This is a genomic window from Frischella sp. Ac48, assembly GCF_019641635.1.
GTDB classification, from domain to species: Bacteria; Pseudomonadota; Gammaproteobacteria; order Enterobacterales; family Orbaceae; genus Frischella; species Frischella japonica.
The window spans coordinates 1-17,681 of sequence record NZ_JAETXP010000012.1 but is presented as its reverse complement, the minus strand read 5'-3'; the positions used below and the strand labels follow the sequence as shown (position 1 = coordinate 17,681).

27 protein-coding genes and 2 pseudogenes are annotated in these 17,681 nt (G+C 29.7%); 28 read left to right on the top strand and 1 reads right to left on the bottom strand.

Going from position 1 to position 17,681, the window contains the following annotated elements; translation table 11 throughout:
* Positions 1–92 precede the first annotated feature (92 nt).
* The 9 genes from JMI89_RS08730 to JMI89_RS08690 all read left to right on the top strand — a co-directional run bounded on the left by JMI89_RS08730 (position 93) and on the right by JMI89_RS08690 (position 4,362).
* Positions 93–545, top strand: coding sequence for an SMI1/KNR4 family protein (locus JMI89_RS08730; protein ID WP_220679860.1), 453 nt, complete (start codon positions 93–95; stop codon positions 543–545).
* Between the two features lie 599 nt (positions 546–1,144).
* Entirely contained in the window at positions 1,145–1,357 is a 213-nt protein-coding gene (locus JMI89_RS08725; RefSeq protein WP_220679859.1) for a hypothetical protein, read from the top strand.
* A gap of 4 nt (positions 1,358–1,361) precedes the next feature.
* The gene (locus tag JMI89_RS08720) at positions 1,362–1,778 is read left to right on the top strand and encodes a hypothetical protein (protein WP_220679858.1); all 417 of its coding nucleotides are present in this window, start codon (positions 1,362–1,364) and stop codon (positions 1,776–1,778) included.
* Between the two features lie 373 nt (positions 1,779–2,151).
* Positions 2,152–2,508: a hypothetical protein gene (locus JMI89_RS08715; RefSeq protein ID WP_220679857.1), complete on the top strand. Its 357-nt coding sequence runs from the start codon at positions 2,152–2,154 to the stop codon at positions 2,506–2,508.
* A 390-nt stretch (positions 2,509–2,898) separates the two neighbouring features.
* Positions 2,899–3,084, top strand: a complete 186-nt coding sequence (locus JMI89_RS08710; protein ID WP_187755336.1) for a hypothetical protein — start codon at positions 2,899–2,901, stop codon at positions 3,082–3,084.
* 11 nt (positions 3,085–3,095) lie between these two features.
* Complete coding sequence (locus JMI89_RS08705; protein WP_246415101.1) at positions 3,096–3,449, top strand: hypothetical protein; 354 nt, start codon at positions 3,096–3,098, stop codon at positions 3,447–3,449.
* Positions 3,439–3,789 (top strand): immunity 51 family protein, encoded by a 351-nt coding sequence (locus tag JMI89_RS08700; protein WP_187755335.1) that lies wholly within the window; start codon positions 3,439–3,441, stop codon positions 3,787–3,789. The genes JMI89_RS08705 and JMI89_RS08700 overlap by 11 nt, the downstream gene beginning before the upstream one ends.
* A gap of 68 nt (positions 3,790–3,857) precedes the next feature.
* Positions 3,858–3,998: a hypothetical protein gene (locus tag JMI89_RS08695; RefSeq protein WP_187755334.1), complete on the top strand. Its 141-nt coding sequence runs from the start codon at positions 3,858–3,860 to the stop codon at positions 3,996–3,998.
* Positions 3,999–4,002: 4 nt separating this feature from the next.
* The gene (locus tag JMI89_RS08690; RefSeq protein ID WP_187755333.1) at positions 4,003–4,362 is read left to right on the top strand and encodes a hypothetical protein; all 360 of its coding nucleotides are present in this window, start codon (positions 4,003–4,005) and stop codon (positions 4,360–4,362) included.
* Between the two features lie 159 nt (positions 4,363–4,521).
* On the opposite strand, the gene JMI89_RS08685 is transcribed toward JMI89_RS08690, so the two are convergent.
* The gene (locus JMI89_RS08685) at positions 4,522–4,857 is read right to left on the bottom strand and encodes a hypothetical protein (protein ID WP_220679856.1); all 336 of its coding nucleotides are present in this window, start codon (positions 4,855–4,857) and stop codon (positions 4,522–4,524) included.
* Positions 4,858–4,976: 119 nt separating this feature from the next.
* On the opposite strand from JMI89_RS08685, the gene JMI89_RS08680 reads away from it, so the two are divergent.
* From JMI89_RS08680 to JMI89_RS08595, 19 genes and pseudogenes are all read left to right on the top strand, one after another.
* The gene (locus JMI89_RS08680; protein ID WP_187755331.1) at positions 4,977–5,432 is read left to right on the top strand and encodes a hypothetical protein; all 456 of its coding nucleotides are present in this window, start codon (positions 4,977–4,979) and stop codon (positions 5,430–5,432) included.
* Positions 5,433–6,334: 902 nt separating this feature from the next.
* Complete coding sequence (locus JMI89_RS08675; protein ID WP_187755330.1) at positions 6,335–6,685, top strand: hypothetical protein; 351 nt, start codon at positions 6,335–6,337, stop codon at positions 6,683–6,685.
* A gap of 1,295 nt (positions 6,686–7,980) precedes the next feature.
* Positions 7,981–8,532, top strand: coding sequence for a hypothetical protein (locus JMI89_RS08670; RefSeq protein ID WP_187755318.1), 552 nt, complete (start codon positions 7,981–7,983; stop codon positions 8,530–8,532).
* 86 nt (positions 8,533–8,618) lie between these two features.
* On the top strand, positions 8,619–8,864 hold the full coding sequence (locus JMI89_RS08665; RefSeq protein ID WP_220679855.1) for a transposase: 246 nt from the start codon (positions 8,619–8,621) through the stop codon (positions 8,862–8,864).
* 460 nt (positions 8,865–9,324) lie between these two features.
* A complete protein-coding gene (locus JMI89_RS08660) occupies positions 9,325–9,525 on the top strand; it encodes a hypothetical protein (RefSeq protein WP_220679854.1) in 201 nt (66 codons plus the stop codon).
* A 178-nt stretch (positions 9,526–9,703) separates the two neighbouring features.
* Positions 9,704–10,171: a hypothetical protein gene (locus tag JMI89_RS08655; protein WP_187755316.1), complete on the top strand. Its 468-nt coding sequence runs from the start codon at positions 9,704–9,706 to the stop codon at positions 10,169–10,171.
* Positions 10,172–10,729: 558 nt separating this feature from the next.
* A complete protein-coding gene (locus JMI89_RS08650; RefSeq protein ID WP_255562885.1) occupies positions 10,730–11,479 on the top strand; it encodes an RHS repeat domain-containing protein in 750 nt (249 codons plus the stop codon).
* A 170-nt stretch (positions 11,480–11,649) separates the two neighbouring features.
* Entirely contained in the window at positions 11,650–11,871 is a 222-nt protein-coding gene (locus JMI89_RS08645; RefSeq protein WP_220679853.1) for a hypothetical protein, read from the top strand.
* A gap of 4 nt (positions 11,872–11,875) precedes the next feature.
* Positions 11,876–12,223 (top strand): hypothetical protein, encoded by a 348-nt coding sequence (locus tag JMI89_RS08640; RefSeq protein ID WP_220679852.1) that lies wholly within the window; start codon positions 11,876–11,878, stop codon positions 12,221–12,223.
* Positions 12,224–12,911: 688 nt separating this feature from the next.
* Positions 12,912–13,313 carry a hypothetical protein gene (locus JMI89_RS08635; RefSeq protein ID WP_255562884.1) on the top strand — a complete coding sequence of 134 codons (402 nt, stop codon included), beginning with the start codon at positions 12,912–12,914 and terminating at the stop codon, positions 13,311–13,313.
* Between the two features lie 4 nt (positions 13,314–13,317).
* Positions 13,318–13,857 carry a hypothetical protein gene (locus tag JMI89_RS08630; protein WP_220679851.1) on the top strand — a complete coding sequence of 180 codons (540 nt, stop codon included), beginning with the start codon at positions 13,318–13,320 and terminating at the stop codon, positions 13,855–13,857.
* Positions 13,858–14,289: 432 nt separating this feature from the next.
* Positions 14,290–14,424 (top strand): annotated as a pseudogene (locus JMI89_RS12100) (RHS repeat-associated core domain-containing protein); the annotation flags it as partial.
* A gap of 18 nt (positions 14,425–14,442) precedes the next feature.
* A complete protein-coding gene (locus JMI89_RS08625) occupies positions 14,443–14,829 on the top strand; it encodes a hypothetical protein (RefSeq protein WP_255562883.1) in 387 nt (128 codons plus the stop codon).
* 6 nt (positions 14,830–14,835) lie between these two features.
* Entirely contained in the window at positions 14,836–15,279 is a 444-nt protein-coding gene (locus JMI89_RS08620; RefSeq protein WP_220679850.1) for a hypothetical protein, read from the top strand.
* Positions 15,280–15,331: 52 nt separating this feature from the next.
* A pseudogene (locus tag JMI89_RS08615) lies at positions 15,332–15,514 on the top strand (RHS repeat-associated core domain-containing protein); the annotation flags it as partial.
* A gap of 12 nt (positions 15,515–15,526) precedes the next feature.
* Positions 15,527–15,703 carry a hypothetical protein gene (locus JMI89_RS08610; RefSeq protein WP_220226077.1) on the top strand — a complete coding sequence of 59 codons (177 nt, stop codon included), beginning with the start codon at positions 15,527–15,529 and terminating at the stop codon, positions 15,701–15,703.
* Positions 15,704–15,807: 104 nt separating this feature from the next.
* The gene (locus JMI89_RS08605; RefSeq protein ID WP_220226076.1) at positions 15,808–16,149 is read left to right on the top strand and encodes a hypothetical protein; all 342 of its coding nucleotides are present in this window, start codon (positions 15,808–15,810) and stop codon (positions 16,147–16,149) included.
* Between the two features lie 571 nt (positions 16,150–16,720).
* The gene (locus JMI89_RS08600) at positions 16,721–17,068 is read left to right on the top strand and encodes a hypothetical protein (RefSeq protein ID WP_220679848.1); all 348 of its coding nucleotides are present in this window, start codon (positions 16,721–16,723) and stop codon (positions 17,066–17,068) included.
* On the top strand, positions 17,069–17,593 hold the full coding sequence (locus tag JMI89_RS08595) for an RHS repeat-associated core domain-containing protein (RefSeq protein ID WP_220679951.1): 525 nt from the start codon (positions 17,069–17,071) through the stop codon (positions 17,591–17,593).
* The last annotated feature ends 88 nt before the right edge of the window (positions 17,594–17,681 follow it).

Sequence of the window (17,681 nt, the reverse complement as noted above, 5' to 3'; positions counted from 1 at the left end):
GAAAGCTCAAAAACAAAACGAAAGATTCTGTAAAAATCATTGGAAAGAAAAGGGCAAAATCATTTAAAGGTTATCATTGATAATAATGTCTTATGGATTACATTAAAAATTTAAAACAAAGCGAAGAATTTGAATATTGGTTAGGTGCTGATGATGATCAAATTCATTACATTGAAAAAGAATTAAATATAAAACTCCCAAAGCAATACAAAAAATTTCTATCTCAATGCGGAATGTGCAATTTTGGAGATGTTAATATACTTGGAATTGCAAAAGATGAAAATAGCATTACATATCCATTAGTAGAAGTTACTAAACAAATGAGAGAAGAAGTAAACCTTCCTAATGATTTAATTGTTCTTAGTTACGAAGTTGGCGAATATCTAACACTGTACAAGGTTTCTATAAATCAAGAATTAGAAGATAATGCGATTTATGGAGCAAACGTAAAATATGATGATGAAAAAATGAACATTGATAAAATAGAAGAATTATTTTCATCTTTTGAAGAATACTTTGAAGATTTTATTGAATTAGGTTATTAAACCAAAACCGCTTCGAGAAAAGCAGTTTCTTTGTGTCAAAAAGAAAAAAAGGGGCAAAAAATTGTGTGGCAAAGCCACGCGTTAAATTATAGTTGCTTTGCAATTTCCCATTCTTTTGTTCGTTTTGGCTTTCAAAACAGCCCAAAATAAAAAGTTATCCACACTTACACTAAATCCCTTTACTGTTCTGCATTTCCATCGTTTTTTAATTCTATCAATTTGCAGTTTAGCGTTTTTTTGTTTTTCGGAATGTTTTTAGCCCGCTATTTTAAAAATTATACTGTTCGAAGCTTTCTTCCCACAGCTAACTATGCGAGAACAAGTCCTACTCGATTGTATCGGATTATTTAGGAAAACCGGCTTAGGCTTATAATGCTAAAGGTGAGTTGGTATGGCAGATGGAGTTTGAAGTCTATGGCAGAATAAAGGGAAATTTATTTAACGATAAGTCGATAAGTCAAGATCCGATAAAACTTGAAGGAAACAATCCGAATCCTTATGCGTATACTTTTGACTCTAATTCAAAAGTTGATCCGTTTGGGTTGATGAAAGAGAGGAAGCTTTGAGAATTAACAGATAAACGATCTAATTAATCAAAAATGATAGGTAACCAAAGATATTACCAACATGATAGTACAGGTTTATGTCGGTCTAAAAATACCGCAGGTCATGGAGGTTCATTTTTTAAAGTTTTTAAAGAAGGAAAAGGAAGAACATTAGAATTGTATAGAGATGTTGATAAAAATGGAGATTTTATTTATCCTAATAAAAAGTATAAAGGACCAGTAGGTAAGATTGTAAAATGTAAATAAATTTATGATTAGCAATATAAATGAGTATCTGTATTTAGCTGATAGCGATAGTAAATTAGATAATAATAGAATAATTAATGAGGAATTATCATCTGATTTAATTTCAGAGATTATAAAAAATTATCCAGAAAGAAAATCGTGGATTATTCATAATAAATTAATTCCAGTCAAAATATTGGAAGAGCTTGTTACTGATGATAATAACGATGTACGATTCACAATTGCAATGAAGAAAAAATGCAATAGAGTTATTTTTGAAAAATTATTAAGGGATAAAAATTATTCAGTACGTTTAGCTGTAATAAGAAATAAAAAACTTCCAATTGATTTGTTAGAAAAAATTTCTAATGACATTAATGACGAAATTCATGAAGATGCTAAAAAGATTTTAGAAATGAGGATTGGGGATACATCAAAATAGAATATGAATAGATGAGATAAAATAATAATCCGCCTCGCAAATGTAGCAGATTTATCTCTTCTAAGAGTTCATTTTAACAACAAGTTCGAGTTCATCTTCAGGAATAAGCGAGCGTATCAGTTGCAAAATGTTAAAGATATCACATTTGTTGTGTTCCATATAATTGGTAAACGATAGATCTACCAATAAAGCCGTTTGTGAAATATAACAAGAGATTTAAGGGTAAAACCTAAATTCATATCATCAGGAACTCATAATCCTACAAAAGGTATTGGTGTTGTGCATGATAGATTAATCCATCCGGATGGAGCCGATGGATTTAGTAATAGTAATTTGAAAAAATTATCGGATAACTTTAAATGGTCTAAATAATATGGAACAAATTATCAAAGATTATATTATTTCTAAGGAAAATAACAAAATTCTAGGATTTATTGAAGTTCATAAAGATCCAAAAATACCATTTTTATATTCAGGAAAAATAATTCAAAATAATTTTCCTAAAGAACTTGTTCTCATTTTAGATGATTATGTAAATGCTGTTAATGACTTAATTTTTTCTATTTTGGATGAATTAGAAGAAGATATAAGTAAATATAATTTATATTTAGATAATAGAAACGTTAAAATTTTCCTACCTCACATAGATGAAGAAAATCAAGAAATATCTTTTTATATTAAATATCCATCTTTTAATGGATTTCTTGATAATTACCCTCTTAATTTATGATTCAGTATAAATAATAATTGAGGAGGAACAGGGTATACTTACAAAATTTTCCAACAAGATGTAAATTGGGATTTAATTGATTCTAAAGGTAGAACTTCTTTAGATATAGCTTTAGGGGGACTAGCTCCTATAGGAGCAGATGGCAAATCTATAAATTTACATCTTTGTGAAAGATACTAATACTTGGGGCGATATTTTGGTTTAAGTGGCGAACTTGTATATCAACTATTAGACTCTAAAGGCAAGGTTGTTTATTATGGAATAACAAGTAGAACAACAGTGCACGATTTGCAGAACATTTAGCAGACCCAAACAAAATAGGTAAGATTGGTATAATGCAAGTTTTAGCAGAAAATCTCACACAAGCAAGCTAGTTCCATTGAAAGAGCTATGATTAGAAAAAGAATGGATGAACGATTAACATTAATGGATAGAATGAATTTATCAATTGAAGAACAACTTGAAAAATCAGGACTAATAAATAAAAATAGAGGAATAGTAAATGAACGTTGGACATCAGACAATCTTTTAAAAGTTAAAATGAATAAAAAACTAAGAAAAGTATCTTTTGGATAATTTATAAACTAATGAAAATGAAAATATTTAGCACCGCCCCAGAGGGTAATGATATTGCAGAATATGTAGGAGTAGATTACTTGAAGTTTTCTATTTCTTTGATTGAAGATGTAAATGATTGGATGAAGAAAAATGACAAAATAGCTCAACCATTATTGGCAAATATTGATTTGTTATTAATGATTGCTAAAAAATATCCAACAGATGCAAATATATTAATTACAAAAAATAAAATTCAAGAATGGAAAAAGACTTTTAATGATTGGTTTGAACGTGTAGGAAGTAAAATACCTGCGAAATACAGGGACGGAATAAAAGCAAATGGCGATGAACTTTTTAAAGAGTTAGAACAATATGGACACTAATAACTTTCAGGAATTAATTAAGCCTTTTTTTTGGGTTGAACACGAAAAGAGTGTTTCGGTATGCTTAAATGTTGGAGAATACAAAGCTGAAATTTTCCAAACAAGAGAAGAAGAAGGATTTGAGGGAAACGGTTACGATTGGGGTTCTTTAGCAATAGTATTTTTAGAGGAGTACAAACCGGAATTAATGGAGGTCGTTAAGTTTGACCCGGAAGCAGATATGTTTTGTGCTTATTCATCAAATCCCGATGCTCTGAAATCCTTCATAATTGCATTTAAAGAAGCCTGCGAAAACGAAACCTTAATACAAGATTTATTTTCAAGAGCAGAGTTAGATTAAAAATACATTATTACACAAACTTAAATGGGCAGACTTTGTAACCAAAGGTAGAAATGGAACCTTAGCCCATGGTAATTAACCCTAAATTAGCTAATCCTCAAGCAGTCATGGATGGGGTAGAAAAAACAAGAGCATTAAATGAAATGCAAGTAACTATAAACAGTGATAAAGCAGCAAAATTAGCTTCTGAACAGATAAAATTTCCTTAAAATTATGGAAAACGATTTTATTTTTATTGATGATGCAACAGATGGAGAAAGAAGAATTTTCCATAGAAAATTATTTTATAAATACATTAGAGAATTAATAATTAAATTTTTTAATGTAAAACTTGAAAATAATCAAATAAATCAAAGAATTATTAATTATTTGGATAATCTAAAGGAAGCTGGAGATGTCTATTTTTTAATGCATGAAATGCCCTATCATTGGGCTTTAAGTATAATACAAAATACTATTGAAGTAGATGAAGGTATTATGTATAACAAAGAAAGAAAAGAAGAAGAATTAGATTTTTGCAGAAAATTTTTAAAAGAACATAATATTAAATATTTTTTAGAAGAAACAAAATAAAACTAACCAAAAAGCCAACTTTAAAGTTGGCTTTTTGGTTTAATAATCATTATTCAGCTGGTCTAACAATTCCCATTCCGAGTTAGGGAGAAGGCATTTAACAAGCGAGAGCAGGTTATAAAAATCTAACGGAGAATGGCAGAGCGTAAGCCCTTTGCACTACGTTTCCGCTAAAAGGGCTGTTTGCTCGATATTACAAAGAGAGTTAAGTGTAAAACCTAAATTCTTATCATTAGGAATAAATTTAAGATAGGGTAAAGTAATTAGGAATTCTTGAGGATTAATGAGTAAATTTATACCTGGATACGATTTAGAAAAAGCACCAGCTATATTAGTTCCTAAATAGGGGCATACAATAAAAGATCCTACAACAAACACTGTAGTTTCAAGGAGTATAAAAGGAATTAATTGTGCAAGAGATTTATTAGCTAGAGATATTAAGGAACTTAAAAGAGCATATCCAGATATTCCAAATTCAAAGCTAGAAGAGCTCATAGAGCTTAATAAAGAAATGTATTCCGAAGCATTTTAAAAACCTGAAATAAAATGTAAATAGATAAGAATGATATAGAATTTGTAGATAATATTATTAAAGAAATTATAAAGGTAAAAAAATGGAAATTGCAAAACAAATAATTGATTCATGTCAATATAAAAATTTAGTTGATAATATACAGAAAAGAACAAAGCTAAAAGTTCTTAGTGAATATAGAGAAGCTGTCGCAAGTCGTGATGAAAAAAAGATGAAATTGGCAAATTTGTCCGAAGAAGAAGCAATGAAATTACTCGAAATGGATAAAGAAATTTTCAATGAATTTGTCTTATGTAAAATGCAAAAATTTGAAAATGTAAAAATTGATGAAGAATATCCAAATAGAGAAGAGCCTGAACAAGAAGATGATAATGAAACAATACTTGGTTACTCAAAAAGTTTTTTACTCCTTTATCTAATTGAATATTTTTTACTAAAAACTAATCCTTCTGGATTAGAGCCTTATCTAAAAGCTACGCGTATTCCAAATGCAAAAAAGTATGAAAAAGAACTAAAAGAAATTTATAGAAAACTTTAAAACAAAAAACGTTTCAATCCCTTTTCTGTTCTATATTTCCACCTTTTTTTACTCTATCAACTTGCATTAGCTGCTTTGAAAATGGGCTTTTTTACTTATTTTATGGCTGTTTAGCGTTTTTTGTTATTTCGAACTCTTTTTAGTCCGCTATTTTAAAAATTATACTGTTCGAAGCTTTCTTCCCACAGCTAAACTATGCGAGAACAAGTCCTACTCTATTGTATAGGATTATTTAGAAGACCTGCTCAGACCTACGATGATAAAGGTGAGCTGGTATGGCAGATGGAGTTTGACATCTATGGCAGAATACGGGGAAATTTATTTAACAATAAGTCGTTTATTCCATTCAGGCAATTGGCACAGTATGAGGGTGTTGAAACTGGCTGTATTATAATCGTTTTAGATATTATAATCCTGAAACTGGTTTATATACATTAGCCAAGACCCAATAAGGTTAGCAGAAAACAACCCGCTTATGTAAGTGATTCGAATACGATGGTTGAAGTGTTCGGGTTGATGGTTTAGTCAGGCTCAGGCATAAAATATGAATTTGAAATACAAGAAGTTTTAAAAGTTAAAGGTGCAGGTATTGGTTTAAATTCTCATCATGTAGGACAAAAAGCAGTATTGTGTAAATTTATACCTGGATACGATTTAGAAAAAGCACCAGCTATATTAGTTCCTAAATAGGGTCATACAATAAAAGATCCTACAACAAACACTGTAGTTTCAAGAAGTATAAAAGGAATTAATTGTGCAAGAGATTTATTAGCTAGAGATATTAAGGAACTTAAAAGAGTATATCCAGATATTCCAAATATAAAACTAAAAGAGCTCATAGCGCTTAATAAAGAGATGTATCCTAAAGCGTTTTAAAAACCTAAAATGAAAAGTAAATAAATATGAACGATGTAGAATTTGTAAATAATATAATTATAGAAGTATTAAAAAATAATTTAGATCATTATAAAGATAATTTAAGTAATTTGGATAATAAACAAAATGAATTACCTGAAGGGGAATGGAAAAATGGAGTATCTCTTTATAATAAGTTGGATGTAACAGACAAAGATAAATTTATATCTTTTTTAAAATTATCAATTACAGATACAGTTTCTAATTTATTAGGTATTATTGACGGTGTTAGTTATCTGAAAGGACAAGAGGAAAATTTCCAATTTTTATATAAAGGAAAAAAACTTAATGGAAATCTACAGGATATTTTTTTAGAGGAAATAGAAGATGAAAGTTAATAATTAAATTATAACATTGGAACTTTAACTTAATTAGAAATATGGTTAAAAAAATGAATTACCTAGAGACCCTATCCTAAATTTTGCGTTTTTATCCGTTAAAGGTGGCGGTTGATTCTGTCTCCAAATTTTGAAGATGTTGAAACGGGTTTTTTTATAATCGGTTTCGTTTATATTTTCCCAAAATCCCATAAAACTGCAAGGCAATCAACCTTATTTTTATGCTGACGTTTATAATAGTAACCTAGAGATTGTTTTTTTCGGACTGGAGTATAAATTAGATAGAATATATAGGAAAGATATAGATGTATTTGAGGATGATAAATATGGGTATTGGTGGATTAAACTAGATCAAAAGAGAACTATGGTTGGTGGCCCTCTAATAGAGTTGAATTTATAAAAACTTTCTTAGGTGTTCCAGAGGATTTAAATGGATAAATGATATTTGATGGGATACCTACTTTAGAGCCTCATCATGGAGATAGAAGTAAAGGAGTGAAAATCTTTGAATTATACTTAAAAGATAATCGGTCTAAAACAAAATCGTAGGAGAAATAAGAAATTATTATAAAAATATTATTATTATCAACACCAAAATATCAAAAATATTATGTAAGTAATGCACTCCTTCCTTATTTATCAAATGCTCACCTTTATAATCCAGTAGATATAGAGTTATTTAATATTGATAGAGAAGCTTATTGGAAGCAAAGAGCAGAGGCAGAAGTTAACGCTCGAAAATTAAAAGTTGAATATAATTAAGGTTTATTTGGAATTTTATCAAGCAAAGTTAAAGATTTTTATAAAAAAATGTTTGGTGGTTTAATGATATATCAGAACAATATTCAAATGCATTATTAGATTTAAATATTTCATTAGAATCAGATTTTATTCAATTTTATTTACAGGTTGACCCGTTCGAATTAGATTAAATATTTTACAGAGCTATCTTTGAAGAACATGCTTAAATACTGGAAAAAATAAAGAAGTTATCTCCAACAAAAAAAATTCACCTTTCCAACTCAGGATTTTTCTAATAATTACAGGGGGGAAATTTATAAATTTACCATGATAGATGAAATTACAGAGGTATTAGAAAACATAGGTGTTAGAGATCAATCAAAGTTAGTAAAATCTGGATAGAATGGGAACTTCTACATATTTTAAGCAAGAAAAAGTTGGTAAGAATGCCCAAATCAATATTGGACTAGGAAAAGGACTTGATATATTTAATGAAAATATTATATTCTTTCAAGACGTAAGTACTAATAATATAAGTATAAATGTAAATAATCATGGTATCTAAAGAGGAAAGTTTAATTTATAATTTATTGACTAATAAAATAGATTTAGATTCATTTTATAAGGAATATCCAGTAAATCTAAACGAAAATAAAGATTATTTTTATAGAAAACTATTGGAATCTATTAATTTAAAAGACTTAGATAAGATAGAGGAATATCTGGATATAGAAGAATATTTGCATGATGATGAGTATATTAAAAATAAACTTGATAGAATTTATAAAGAGTTAATAACAAAAGATTGGATATCCTATTCTTTTTTAGAAAGACTATTAGATTCAATAGAAATAAGTGTAAAAAATAAAAAGTATTTTTCAGAGATATTAAATATCAATAAGTTTGATAAGAATGATACTGATAATATAGAGACATTTATGGTCCCCATATGGAAGAAATGCCTTTGGGATCTATACAAAATCGGAATTGATAATGAAACTCTAAATATCATAGAAAAATATTTAGACTCACCTTATGAAGATTTAAATAATACTGCAAAAACATTAATTCAAAAAATCAAAAGTCAGCATCAATTGACCCTATAGATAAATTTGTGCATTTGCTTATATTTGAACTATTGTAATGAGTTAAAAATAGGTAGATATAAATCGACGAAAAAAAACTAAGAGAAATGACCGCAGAGCTCGCCAAAAGCATAAAGAATCAGGAAAATTCAAGCAAATTAACGGGCTTTGTGAATAAACTAGTGATTGAACCGGCGTTAAATGAAGAAATGATGCAGCATCTAGGTCATGAAAAACATCAGAAAAAACGAGGTAGCAATACTCGCAACGTTTATAGTAAAAAAACTGTTTTAAGTGATGATGGCGAGTTAGAGCTTGCCATTTTTCGTTATAGAGAACTTGAAAAAATTTAGAAATAGTAAGAAAGCTCAAAAAATTATAAACATGATTAATAAATATTTTTCAAAAATAACTAAAGAAATATCAAACCAAGAAGGTTGGTATGAGAATAGGTATTATGGTGCATCGGGTAAGATTTTAAAGGATAAAAATTATATTTATTATAAACAGAAAAACTTTATTTTAAAAATTCTGCTAATAATTCACTAAAACTAGTGGTTTTCAAAGCTTATTTCTGACAAGCTGGTAATGCTTATGTTGGAACAGCCCGAACCGGTCGAAAATCTGACTACTTAGATATATGAATAGAGGAGCTTGGTTTCCTCTGCATATAGGAAAATTTATTTAACAATAAGTCGTTTATTTCATTCAGGTAACTGGGGCAGTACGGGGCTCTTGAAGGTGGAATAAAGTTTTATTCAAATGTGCATGATAGCAGCATAGAAATTAACCCGTTGGGCATGGAGCCTATCAATGGTAAATCCTAAGGATATAAATTTTTCACAAACTACAATTAATAAAAATTTTGATAATCCAGATAATTTTGCCAAGAGTTTAGGGCAATCTAAGAATAATATTAATATTGATAAAAATGCTAATATCATTAAAAATTCAGGAGCAGATAATGTGATGAAAAATATGAAATCTATTAGAGTTGTAAATGTGAAAGGATAATATGTTGTAAGAGATGGTAATAGTAGGCTTTATTTAGCAAGGTAATCAAAAGCAAGTTCTATTTCTATAGAAATTGTCACAGATGTATATTAGTTAAGAGAATTTAATTCACGTTTAAAGAGAATCGGGTTACCCTAATGAAGGTACAAGTAAATTAACTACATGTAAATAAATAAGTATGAAAGAAGAAATAATAGTACATAAAATAGAAAATATTTGGCAAGATCCTCAGTGTTTTTGTATTTCAGAGTTTATAAGAGATGAGTTTTTTTATTATTTTAAATGTTGGGATTATAATAAAGGTATTACTCATAATATAGAAGATGATTTTTTAGGATGTTTTAATGTTGAAAATATGATGTCAATTAAACATTTAAGACATACTCAATTAGAATTATATCCGAGTAATATTAATCATGACTATAAATGTTATTATTATGAAATTAAAAATTCTAAATGGATGACGAAAATATTAAATGAAAGAGAAAATTATGATTCAAATTGGAGAAAATATGATGATCGTGTTTATAAACATTTTATTTTTGAAAATGCTAAGTATTGGGTTGAAGTAATAGGAACTAAAGTGATTTTTGATAAAGTTAAAAAAAGTAATGAAAAAATATATTTATGGGAAAATTACGGTTAAATACTAATTTTGAATCTGTAATATGAATTAAAAAACCAACTCAAATGAGTTGGCTTTTTGGTTTAATAATCATAACTCAGTATGTCTAACAATTCCCATTCCGAGTTAGGAAGAAGATTTTAACAAGCCAGAACAGTTTGTCAAAGTCTAGCGGAAAAATGGCTGAGCGCAAGCCCTTTACACTCCGTTTCCGCTAAAAGAGCCGTTTGCCCAATGTTTCAAATAGAGTTAAGCATAAAGCCTAAATTCTTATCATCAGGGATGAATTTAAGATAGGGTAAAGTGATTAAGACTTTTTGAAAATTAAGAGTTCTTTTTTCATTTTTCAAATGATTTTTCTATAAAATTTCTATTCCAAGCCACAATAATCCGATCAAGTATATGGTACATCGGGTAAGATTTTAAAGGATAAAACTTGGCATTATATTTATGATAAACTGGGAAATCTTATTTTAAAAACTCCGAGAAATTTTAATAATTCTGCCAATAATTTACCAAAAAATTCATCTTTCTTAAGTGAAAATACAAATTCTAAAAACAATTTTTGGATTGAAGAAAATGAATTTGACCGTAAGGCCGAAATACGGCGATATTCAAAATCTGAACTCAAACAATACGATAAAATACGAAAAAAGAACGCTTGAAAATTCTGACCCTCCCAAATGGCAGCAAGGTGACTGGGAATACCAATGGCAGGGCAACGGAATGTTAAAAGCCGTACGCAATCCTCAGGGGAAATGGATCCGTTTTGAATACGACGCGTTAGGTAGAAGAACAGCGAAAATTGTAAATACAAAGATTTATCGTTATCTTTGGGATGGTAATGCATTGTTGCATGAATGGTTTTATGAGAATGAACGGCGTCCAAAGGTTGTTTCTGATGAGCTGGGAATGCTTATGTTGGAACAACCCGAACCGGTCGAAACCCTGACCACTTGGGTTTATGAGGAAGGAAGTTTAGTACCCACAGCTAAGCTATGCGAGGGTAAGTCCTACTCGATTGTATCGGATTATTTGGTCAGACCCGCTCAGGCCTATGATGACAAAGGTGAATTGGTTTGTCAGGTGGAATTTGACATCTATGGCAGAATACGAGAAGATACCTTTAACAATCAGCCGTTTATTCCGTTTAGATTTCAGGGACAATACTACGATGTAGAAACGGATTTGTGCTACTCCAGATTCTGTTATTACTGTCCGAATAGTGGTACTTTTATCTCTCAAGATCCGATAGGTTTAGCAGGTGGAAACCCTACGATGTACGGATATGTCTACGACAGCAATACACAAATTGACCCGTTTGGTTAGACCTAATAGACGGTATGCCTTAGTCTGATAATACCAAATTATTTAGGATTTCAGGAAGTTCTGGGATAGATGCTTCTAAATTTAATGGTAGAGAACTTGATGCTATTGCATCAGGAAAGTTGAACCCTCAAGGTGTATCTTCAATAAGAGCCAATAGTGCTGAAGATGTAATGAAAGTTTGGAATGATGCTTTCCCAACTCGTCAAGTTGATTTATCATCAGTAAAAGGTACAACTGCGGGAGAAATAAGGAGTGCGGGGTTTAATGCCATTCATAATCCTACAAAAGGTAAAATAGGAGATGCACACGCAAGATTAATTCATCCAAACGGAGTTGACGGATTTAGTGATAGCAATTTAAAGAATTTGTCAAGTAAATTTAAATGTTCATAGAATTATGAGTATAACTAGAAAAGAAGATAGAATTATATCTTTAAATAAAAAATATATAAATGAGTATTTAAGGATAACTGATATTGTTCAGCAGAACCAGTATTTTTATAAAGCATTAATTATAGAAAATCATTTTTCTTTAGAAATAAAGAATGTAATTAAAGAGTATTGGGAGTGTGTTAGTCTATTTAGTATATCACTTTCAGATGAGTTAGAAGAGAAGTTAAAAGAGTATAATTTTGCATTAGAATATTCAAACATAAAAATTTTTGATATTGAATTAGATAAAAATTACGTTACCTTTTTTTCAAAATATCCTACTCCAAAAGGCTTTTTAGATACATATCCATAAAACAATATAAATAGATTTAAAAAACCTTTTTTTCGTAGAAGAAATGACTTTGAATAGTTCAACCGCTTTGATTGAAGCGGTTTTTTTAATTCCTTTCTACTCTAAAAGCGGAATAAAAAAGGGGCAAAAAAGGAGTGGCAAAGCCACGCATTTATAAAAATTGCTTAAATCCCTTTACTGTTCAACATTTCCATCTTTTTTCAAACTATCAATTTGTATTCGGCGGTTTGAGAATGTTTTTTTACGTATTTTTGGCGATTTAGCGCTTTTTTGTTTTTTCAGTGTTTTTCGAGCTGTTTTAAATTCTTAATTTTAAAAATTAAGAAGTGTAAAGCTATCTTCCTACTGCTAAGTTATGCGAGGGCAAGTCTTACTCAATTGTATCTGATTATTTGGGATGACCCGCTCAGGCCTACGATGAGAAAGGTGAGCCGGTTTTGCAGGTGGAGTTTGATATCTACGGCATAATACGGGAAAATTTATTTAACAATAAGTCGTTTATTCCTTCAGGCAACTGGGGTAGTACGAAGATAAGGAACTAGACGGACTTTATTATAATCGGTTTAGATATTACGACAGTCATACGGCAACTTATATAAGCCAAAACCCTATCGGACTTGCCGGAAACAATCCGAATTTTTATGCATATACGCATGATAGTAATGCTTGGGTTGATCCTTTTGGGTTGATGGCTAAAGGCGGGAAAGATACTTCTTATTATCGATGGTTATCAGAAGTAGATGCTGCAAATATTGAAGCTGGAACAGGAATTCAACCTAAAGGAACGGGCACTGGTTCTGGTAAAATATTAGAACATGTTCAAGGTAAAACAGATACTGGATATATTTCAATGAGTAAGGGTAAACTTGATGCAACATATGATGGTGGTTTTGGGGCTGTGAGAATAAATCCTGATAAAGTTCCTAGCGTAGTACAGCATGAAAACGTTATTCAAGCAGTCAAAAAAGATCCATTAGCATTAAGAAATGCTACTAGATCAAATGAGGTTTTATCTAAAAGGGCGATTCATCAAGACGCTATAGAAGTATTAGATAATTCTAAAATAGCTAAAATAAAAAAATGTAAATAATTATATGTCTCATATTAGGTTTTTCTATTCGACAAAAGCATTATTAATCTCGTTAAAAGGTGAGTTTGATGAGGAGTCCAGTAATGATTTATATAACAAAAAGAATATTTTGCAATTAAACTTTTGTTTAGATCATCCATTAGAATCATTAAAAGATGAATCTTTAGATTATTTTATTCAATCCTGCTATAAATATGAAAAAGCAAAGGAATTTTCATCTTTATATTACTTTGATTTATTAGATTCTTTATTTTTTCTAGTGGCTTCTAATTATAATTTTAAATCTAAAAATAAAATATTATTTGCCTCTTTAAATATATTAATTAACAAAATTAAAATCGATGATGAAGATGAATTAAAAAATTATTCAAAAGTATATTTATTAATTTTGGCAGAATATTTATTAAATAATAATTTTAATAAAAATATCATATTGGGTAATAAAAACATTTTAGAAAATCTTTATGACCAATTTAAAGGAATAATAGATGCTGATTATCAAATGTTAAATGATGTTGTTACAATGGATATTAGTCAATATTAATAGAATGAAATCATTATATTTGAATGATAATCAAACACCTAAGACAATTGGATATCAAGATTTTAGTAATATGTACGCAACTATAGGAAAAATCAGATTTTGGAAAATGCTAGGTTTAGATATAAACGATGATATTATTAATGAAAAATTTGTAGATGAATTTAATAAAAGTTTTAGTTTTTTTTATTTTTAAGCAAAATATTTATTTTGCATATCAAATATTATATTATCATTACTAATTATTATAACATTCAACGATAATAAAAAAGAACAAGCAATTAAATTTCCCTTCTGCGTGGGGAATAGCTTTTTTATTTTTGATAGCACCTATTACCTGATAAGTGGAAAAGACACATTGAGTAAATTGTTTAATATCAAAATAGGTATAATATATTAAAATAAGAAATGTTATTTGAAATAGTGTAAGTAAGAATTAAGTTAGAATACAACCGTTTCCATCACTATAATCCTGAAACTAGCTCATATATTAACCAAGACCCTATAAAACTTGAAGGGAACAACCCGAATTTTTATGCTTATGTGTCTGATTCGAATACGATGGTTGATGTGTTCGGGTTGATGTTAATGTTACCAACTCCAACGAATTCAAACCCTTGGATGTCTGGAACAAAAATTGAATCTATAATTATTCCTAAGGGTGGTATGGTAGTAAATATGGCTATGACTCCTGGACAGATAAAACCAGGGGGATGGGGAACATTAGACCATATAAAAGATGTAAGTTATGTGAGAAATAAACTAGCTGTTACCTCTGAATTTGAACCAGAGGTTTCTCATGTTCAAAAATTTTTAATTCCAGAAGGGACTAGAGTTCAGATAGGTACAGTTGGTCCACAAACTTATAATGGAATAACTTATGAAGGAGGAGGAAATCAAGTGCAAATACTTAATTATGAAGATCGTGCTAAATTAATACCTATTGAAGAACCTAAAAAAATAACTTGTCCATAAAAAATAATGAAAATATCAAAATTTAAATTAATAGATTCTCTAGGGAGCTATGATAAATCAAAAAATATAAATAGATTAAGTATATATGATCTTTTATCTGAAGGTGTTTCTTGGACTTATAATGGAAAAAATTATCAATTGTTAAATGAAAAAAAAATTACAGCTATATTATTAAAAGGCGAACAAGAAATAGGAATTGTAGAAGCTCCTTTTAACTTTAAGGAAAATAAAGCATATATCATCAATGGTGATAAAAGTATAAAATGGAATATTTTAAAATTAATAAAAAATAAATTTGAAAATTTATTTATAAATAATAATATTGCTGTATCTGACTTATACTATATTGAAAATACTCTTTATTTTTCAATCATTATTAATAATGAAGACTATAGGTTCTCATTTGATCCTATGAATGGAGATATTGGTAATTTAATAGTATCTCGTTAATAAAAATAAACAACACCAACCATTCAGGTTGATTTTTTATTATGAAGATAAGTTCAGGCAACTGGGGCAGTATGAAGATAAGGAACTAGACGGGCTTTATTACAATAGGTTTCGTTATTATTCACCCGAGGAAGGTTTATATATCAGTCAGGATCCTATTGGGCTTGCTGGAAATAACCCGAATTTTTATGCATATGTTCATGATAGCAATACGATGGTCGATCCGTTCGGGTTGGATTGACATAAGGTGATAATTCAAGCTCAAGGTGATGGTTTAGAAAAATCTGTATCATGGAATAGAGCGACTCCACCAACGTCAAAGGAAGGGCTATCTATGTTAGATGAATTAACTGAAAGTTTAACAAAGGGAGAACGTAAAGCAAGACAAGAAGCTATTGATAAAGCTAAAAAAGTGGATTATTAATGCTGGTAAAAATGGTGGAGCGGATGCACCTGTAAGTAAAACTTTCTTAATAAAAGGTACTAAAGATGTTAGAATAGACATTGAAATAATTACAGGGAAAGCTTTTGTATGAAAACACCTCACATACTCGAATTAAAAAAAAATGGTATTACTTTATTACTGATTTATTAATTGAATCTGATGAAATAGATAATTGGCAATTTCCATTCTTTAAAACTCGTTATAGTAACGGTAATTTTTTTGAAGATTTAGATCCAATCATTAGCTTAATTAATTTTAATCAAACACAAATCATTAAGATTATTCAAGATCCTGACATTGATTTCAATGATTTTTTAAGTGATTTTGATAATAAAAGTATGCTTGTGATTACTACTAACGATCTTGTAGAAAATAAAACTTTAATTAAAAATAAAATTATAAATTTTATAAAAAGCCAACTTTAGAAGTTGGCTTTTTGGTTTAACAATCAATTTAGTTTCTCTAACAATTCCGATTCTCGTCTATAAGGGGTGTTTGTGCAATACTACAACTAGAGTTAAGCGTAAAACCTAAATTCTTATCATCAGGAATCAATTTTAGATATAGTAAATTAATTAAAAATTCTTAAGAATTAAGGATTCTTTTCCGTTTTATAAAAATTGATTTTTATAAAATTTGTATTCCGATCCACAATAATCCGATCAAGTATATGGTACATCGGGTAAGATTTTAAAGGATAAAACTTGGAATTATCTTTATGATAAACAGGGAAATCTTATTTTAAAAACTCCGAGAAATTTTAAAAATTCTGCCAATAACCTACCAAAAAATTCATCTTTCTTAATTGAAAATATAAATTCTAAGAACAATTTTTGGATTGAAGAAAATGAATTTGACCGTAGGGCTGAAATACGGAGATATTCAAAATCCGAACTCAAACAATACGATAAAATAAGAAAAAAAAGAACGCTTGAAAATTCTGACCCTCCACAATAGCAACAAGGTGACTGGGAATACCAATGGCTGGGTAACGGAATGTTACAAGCGGTACGCAATCCTCAGGGGAAATGGATCCGTTTTGAACACGACGCATTAGATAGAAGAACAGCTAAAATTGTAAATACAAAGATTTATCGTTATCTTTGGGATGGTAATGCATTATTTCATGAATGGTTTTATGAGAATGAACGGCGTCCTAAGATTATTTCTGATGAGCTGGGAATGCTTATGTTAGAACAACCCGAACCGGTTGAAAACCTGACCACTTGGGTTTATGAAGAAGGAAGTTTAGCACCCACAGCTAAGCTATGCGAGGGTAAGTCCTACTCGATTGTATCGGATTATTTGGTCAGACCGGCTCAGGCCTATGATGACAAAGGTTAGCTGGTTTGGCAGGTAGAATTTGACATCTATGGCAGAATAAGGGAAAATTTATTTAACAATAAGTCGTTTATTCCGTTCAGGCAACTGGGGCAGTATGAAGATAAGGAACTAGACGGGCTTTATTACAATCGGTTCCGTTATTATAACCCTGAAACAGGGATGTATACTAGCAAAGACCCCATCGGACTGGCAGGAAATAACCCGAATTTGTATGCGTATGTGCATGATTCCAATACGATGGTCGACCCGTTTGGGTTGGATGAAAAACTTACAGAGGGTATTGTCTATAGAATGGCTTCAGGAACTCCTGATTCAATGACCCCAAGACCAGGAAAAGATACAACTTCTGGGCTTTCATTTTCTTTGGATAAGCCAGAAGGTAAATATCAAGCAGTAGATGTAGCTAAACTTAACGGAACAGGTTTAGAAGCTATTAATGATCATGGTAGTCATGTGTCTATTATACCTGAAAATGATCCAGATTTCAAAAAACTTAATGAATGGGCTAGTACTAGACAAACATGAGAAACTCACCCTTATACTGAATCATTAATGGATAGTCGAATTAAATGTAAATAAAAAATGGAAGATACTACTATAAACGCTGATAAGT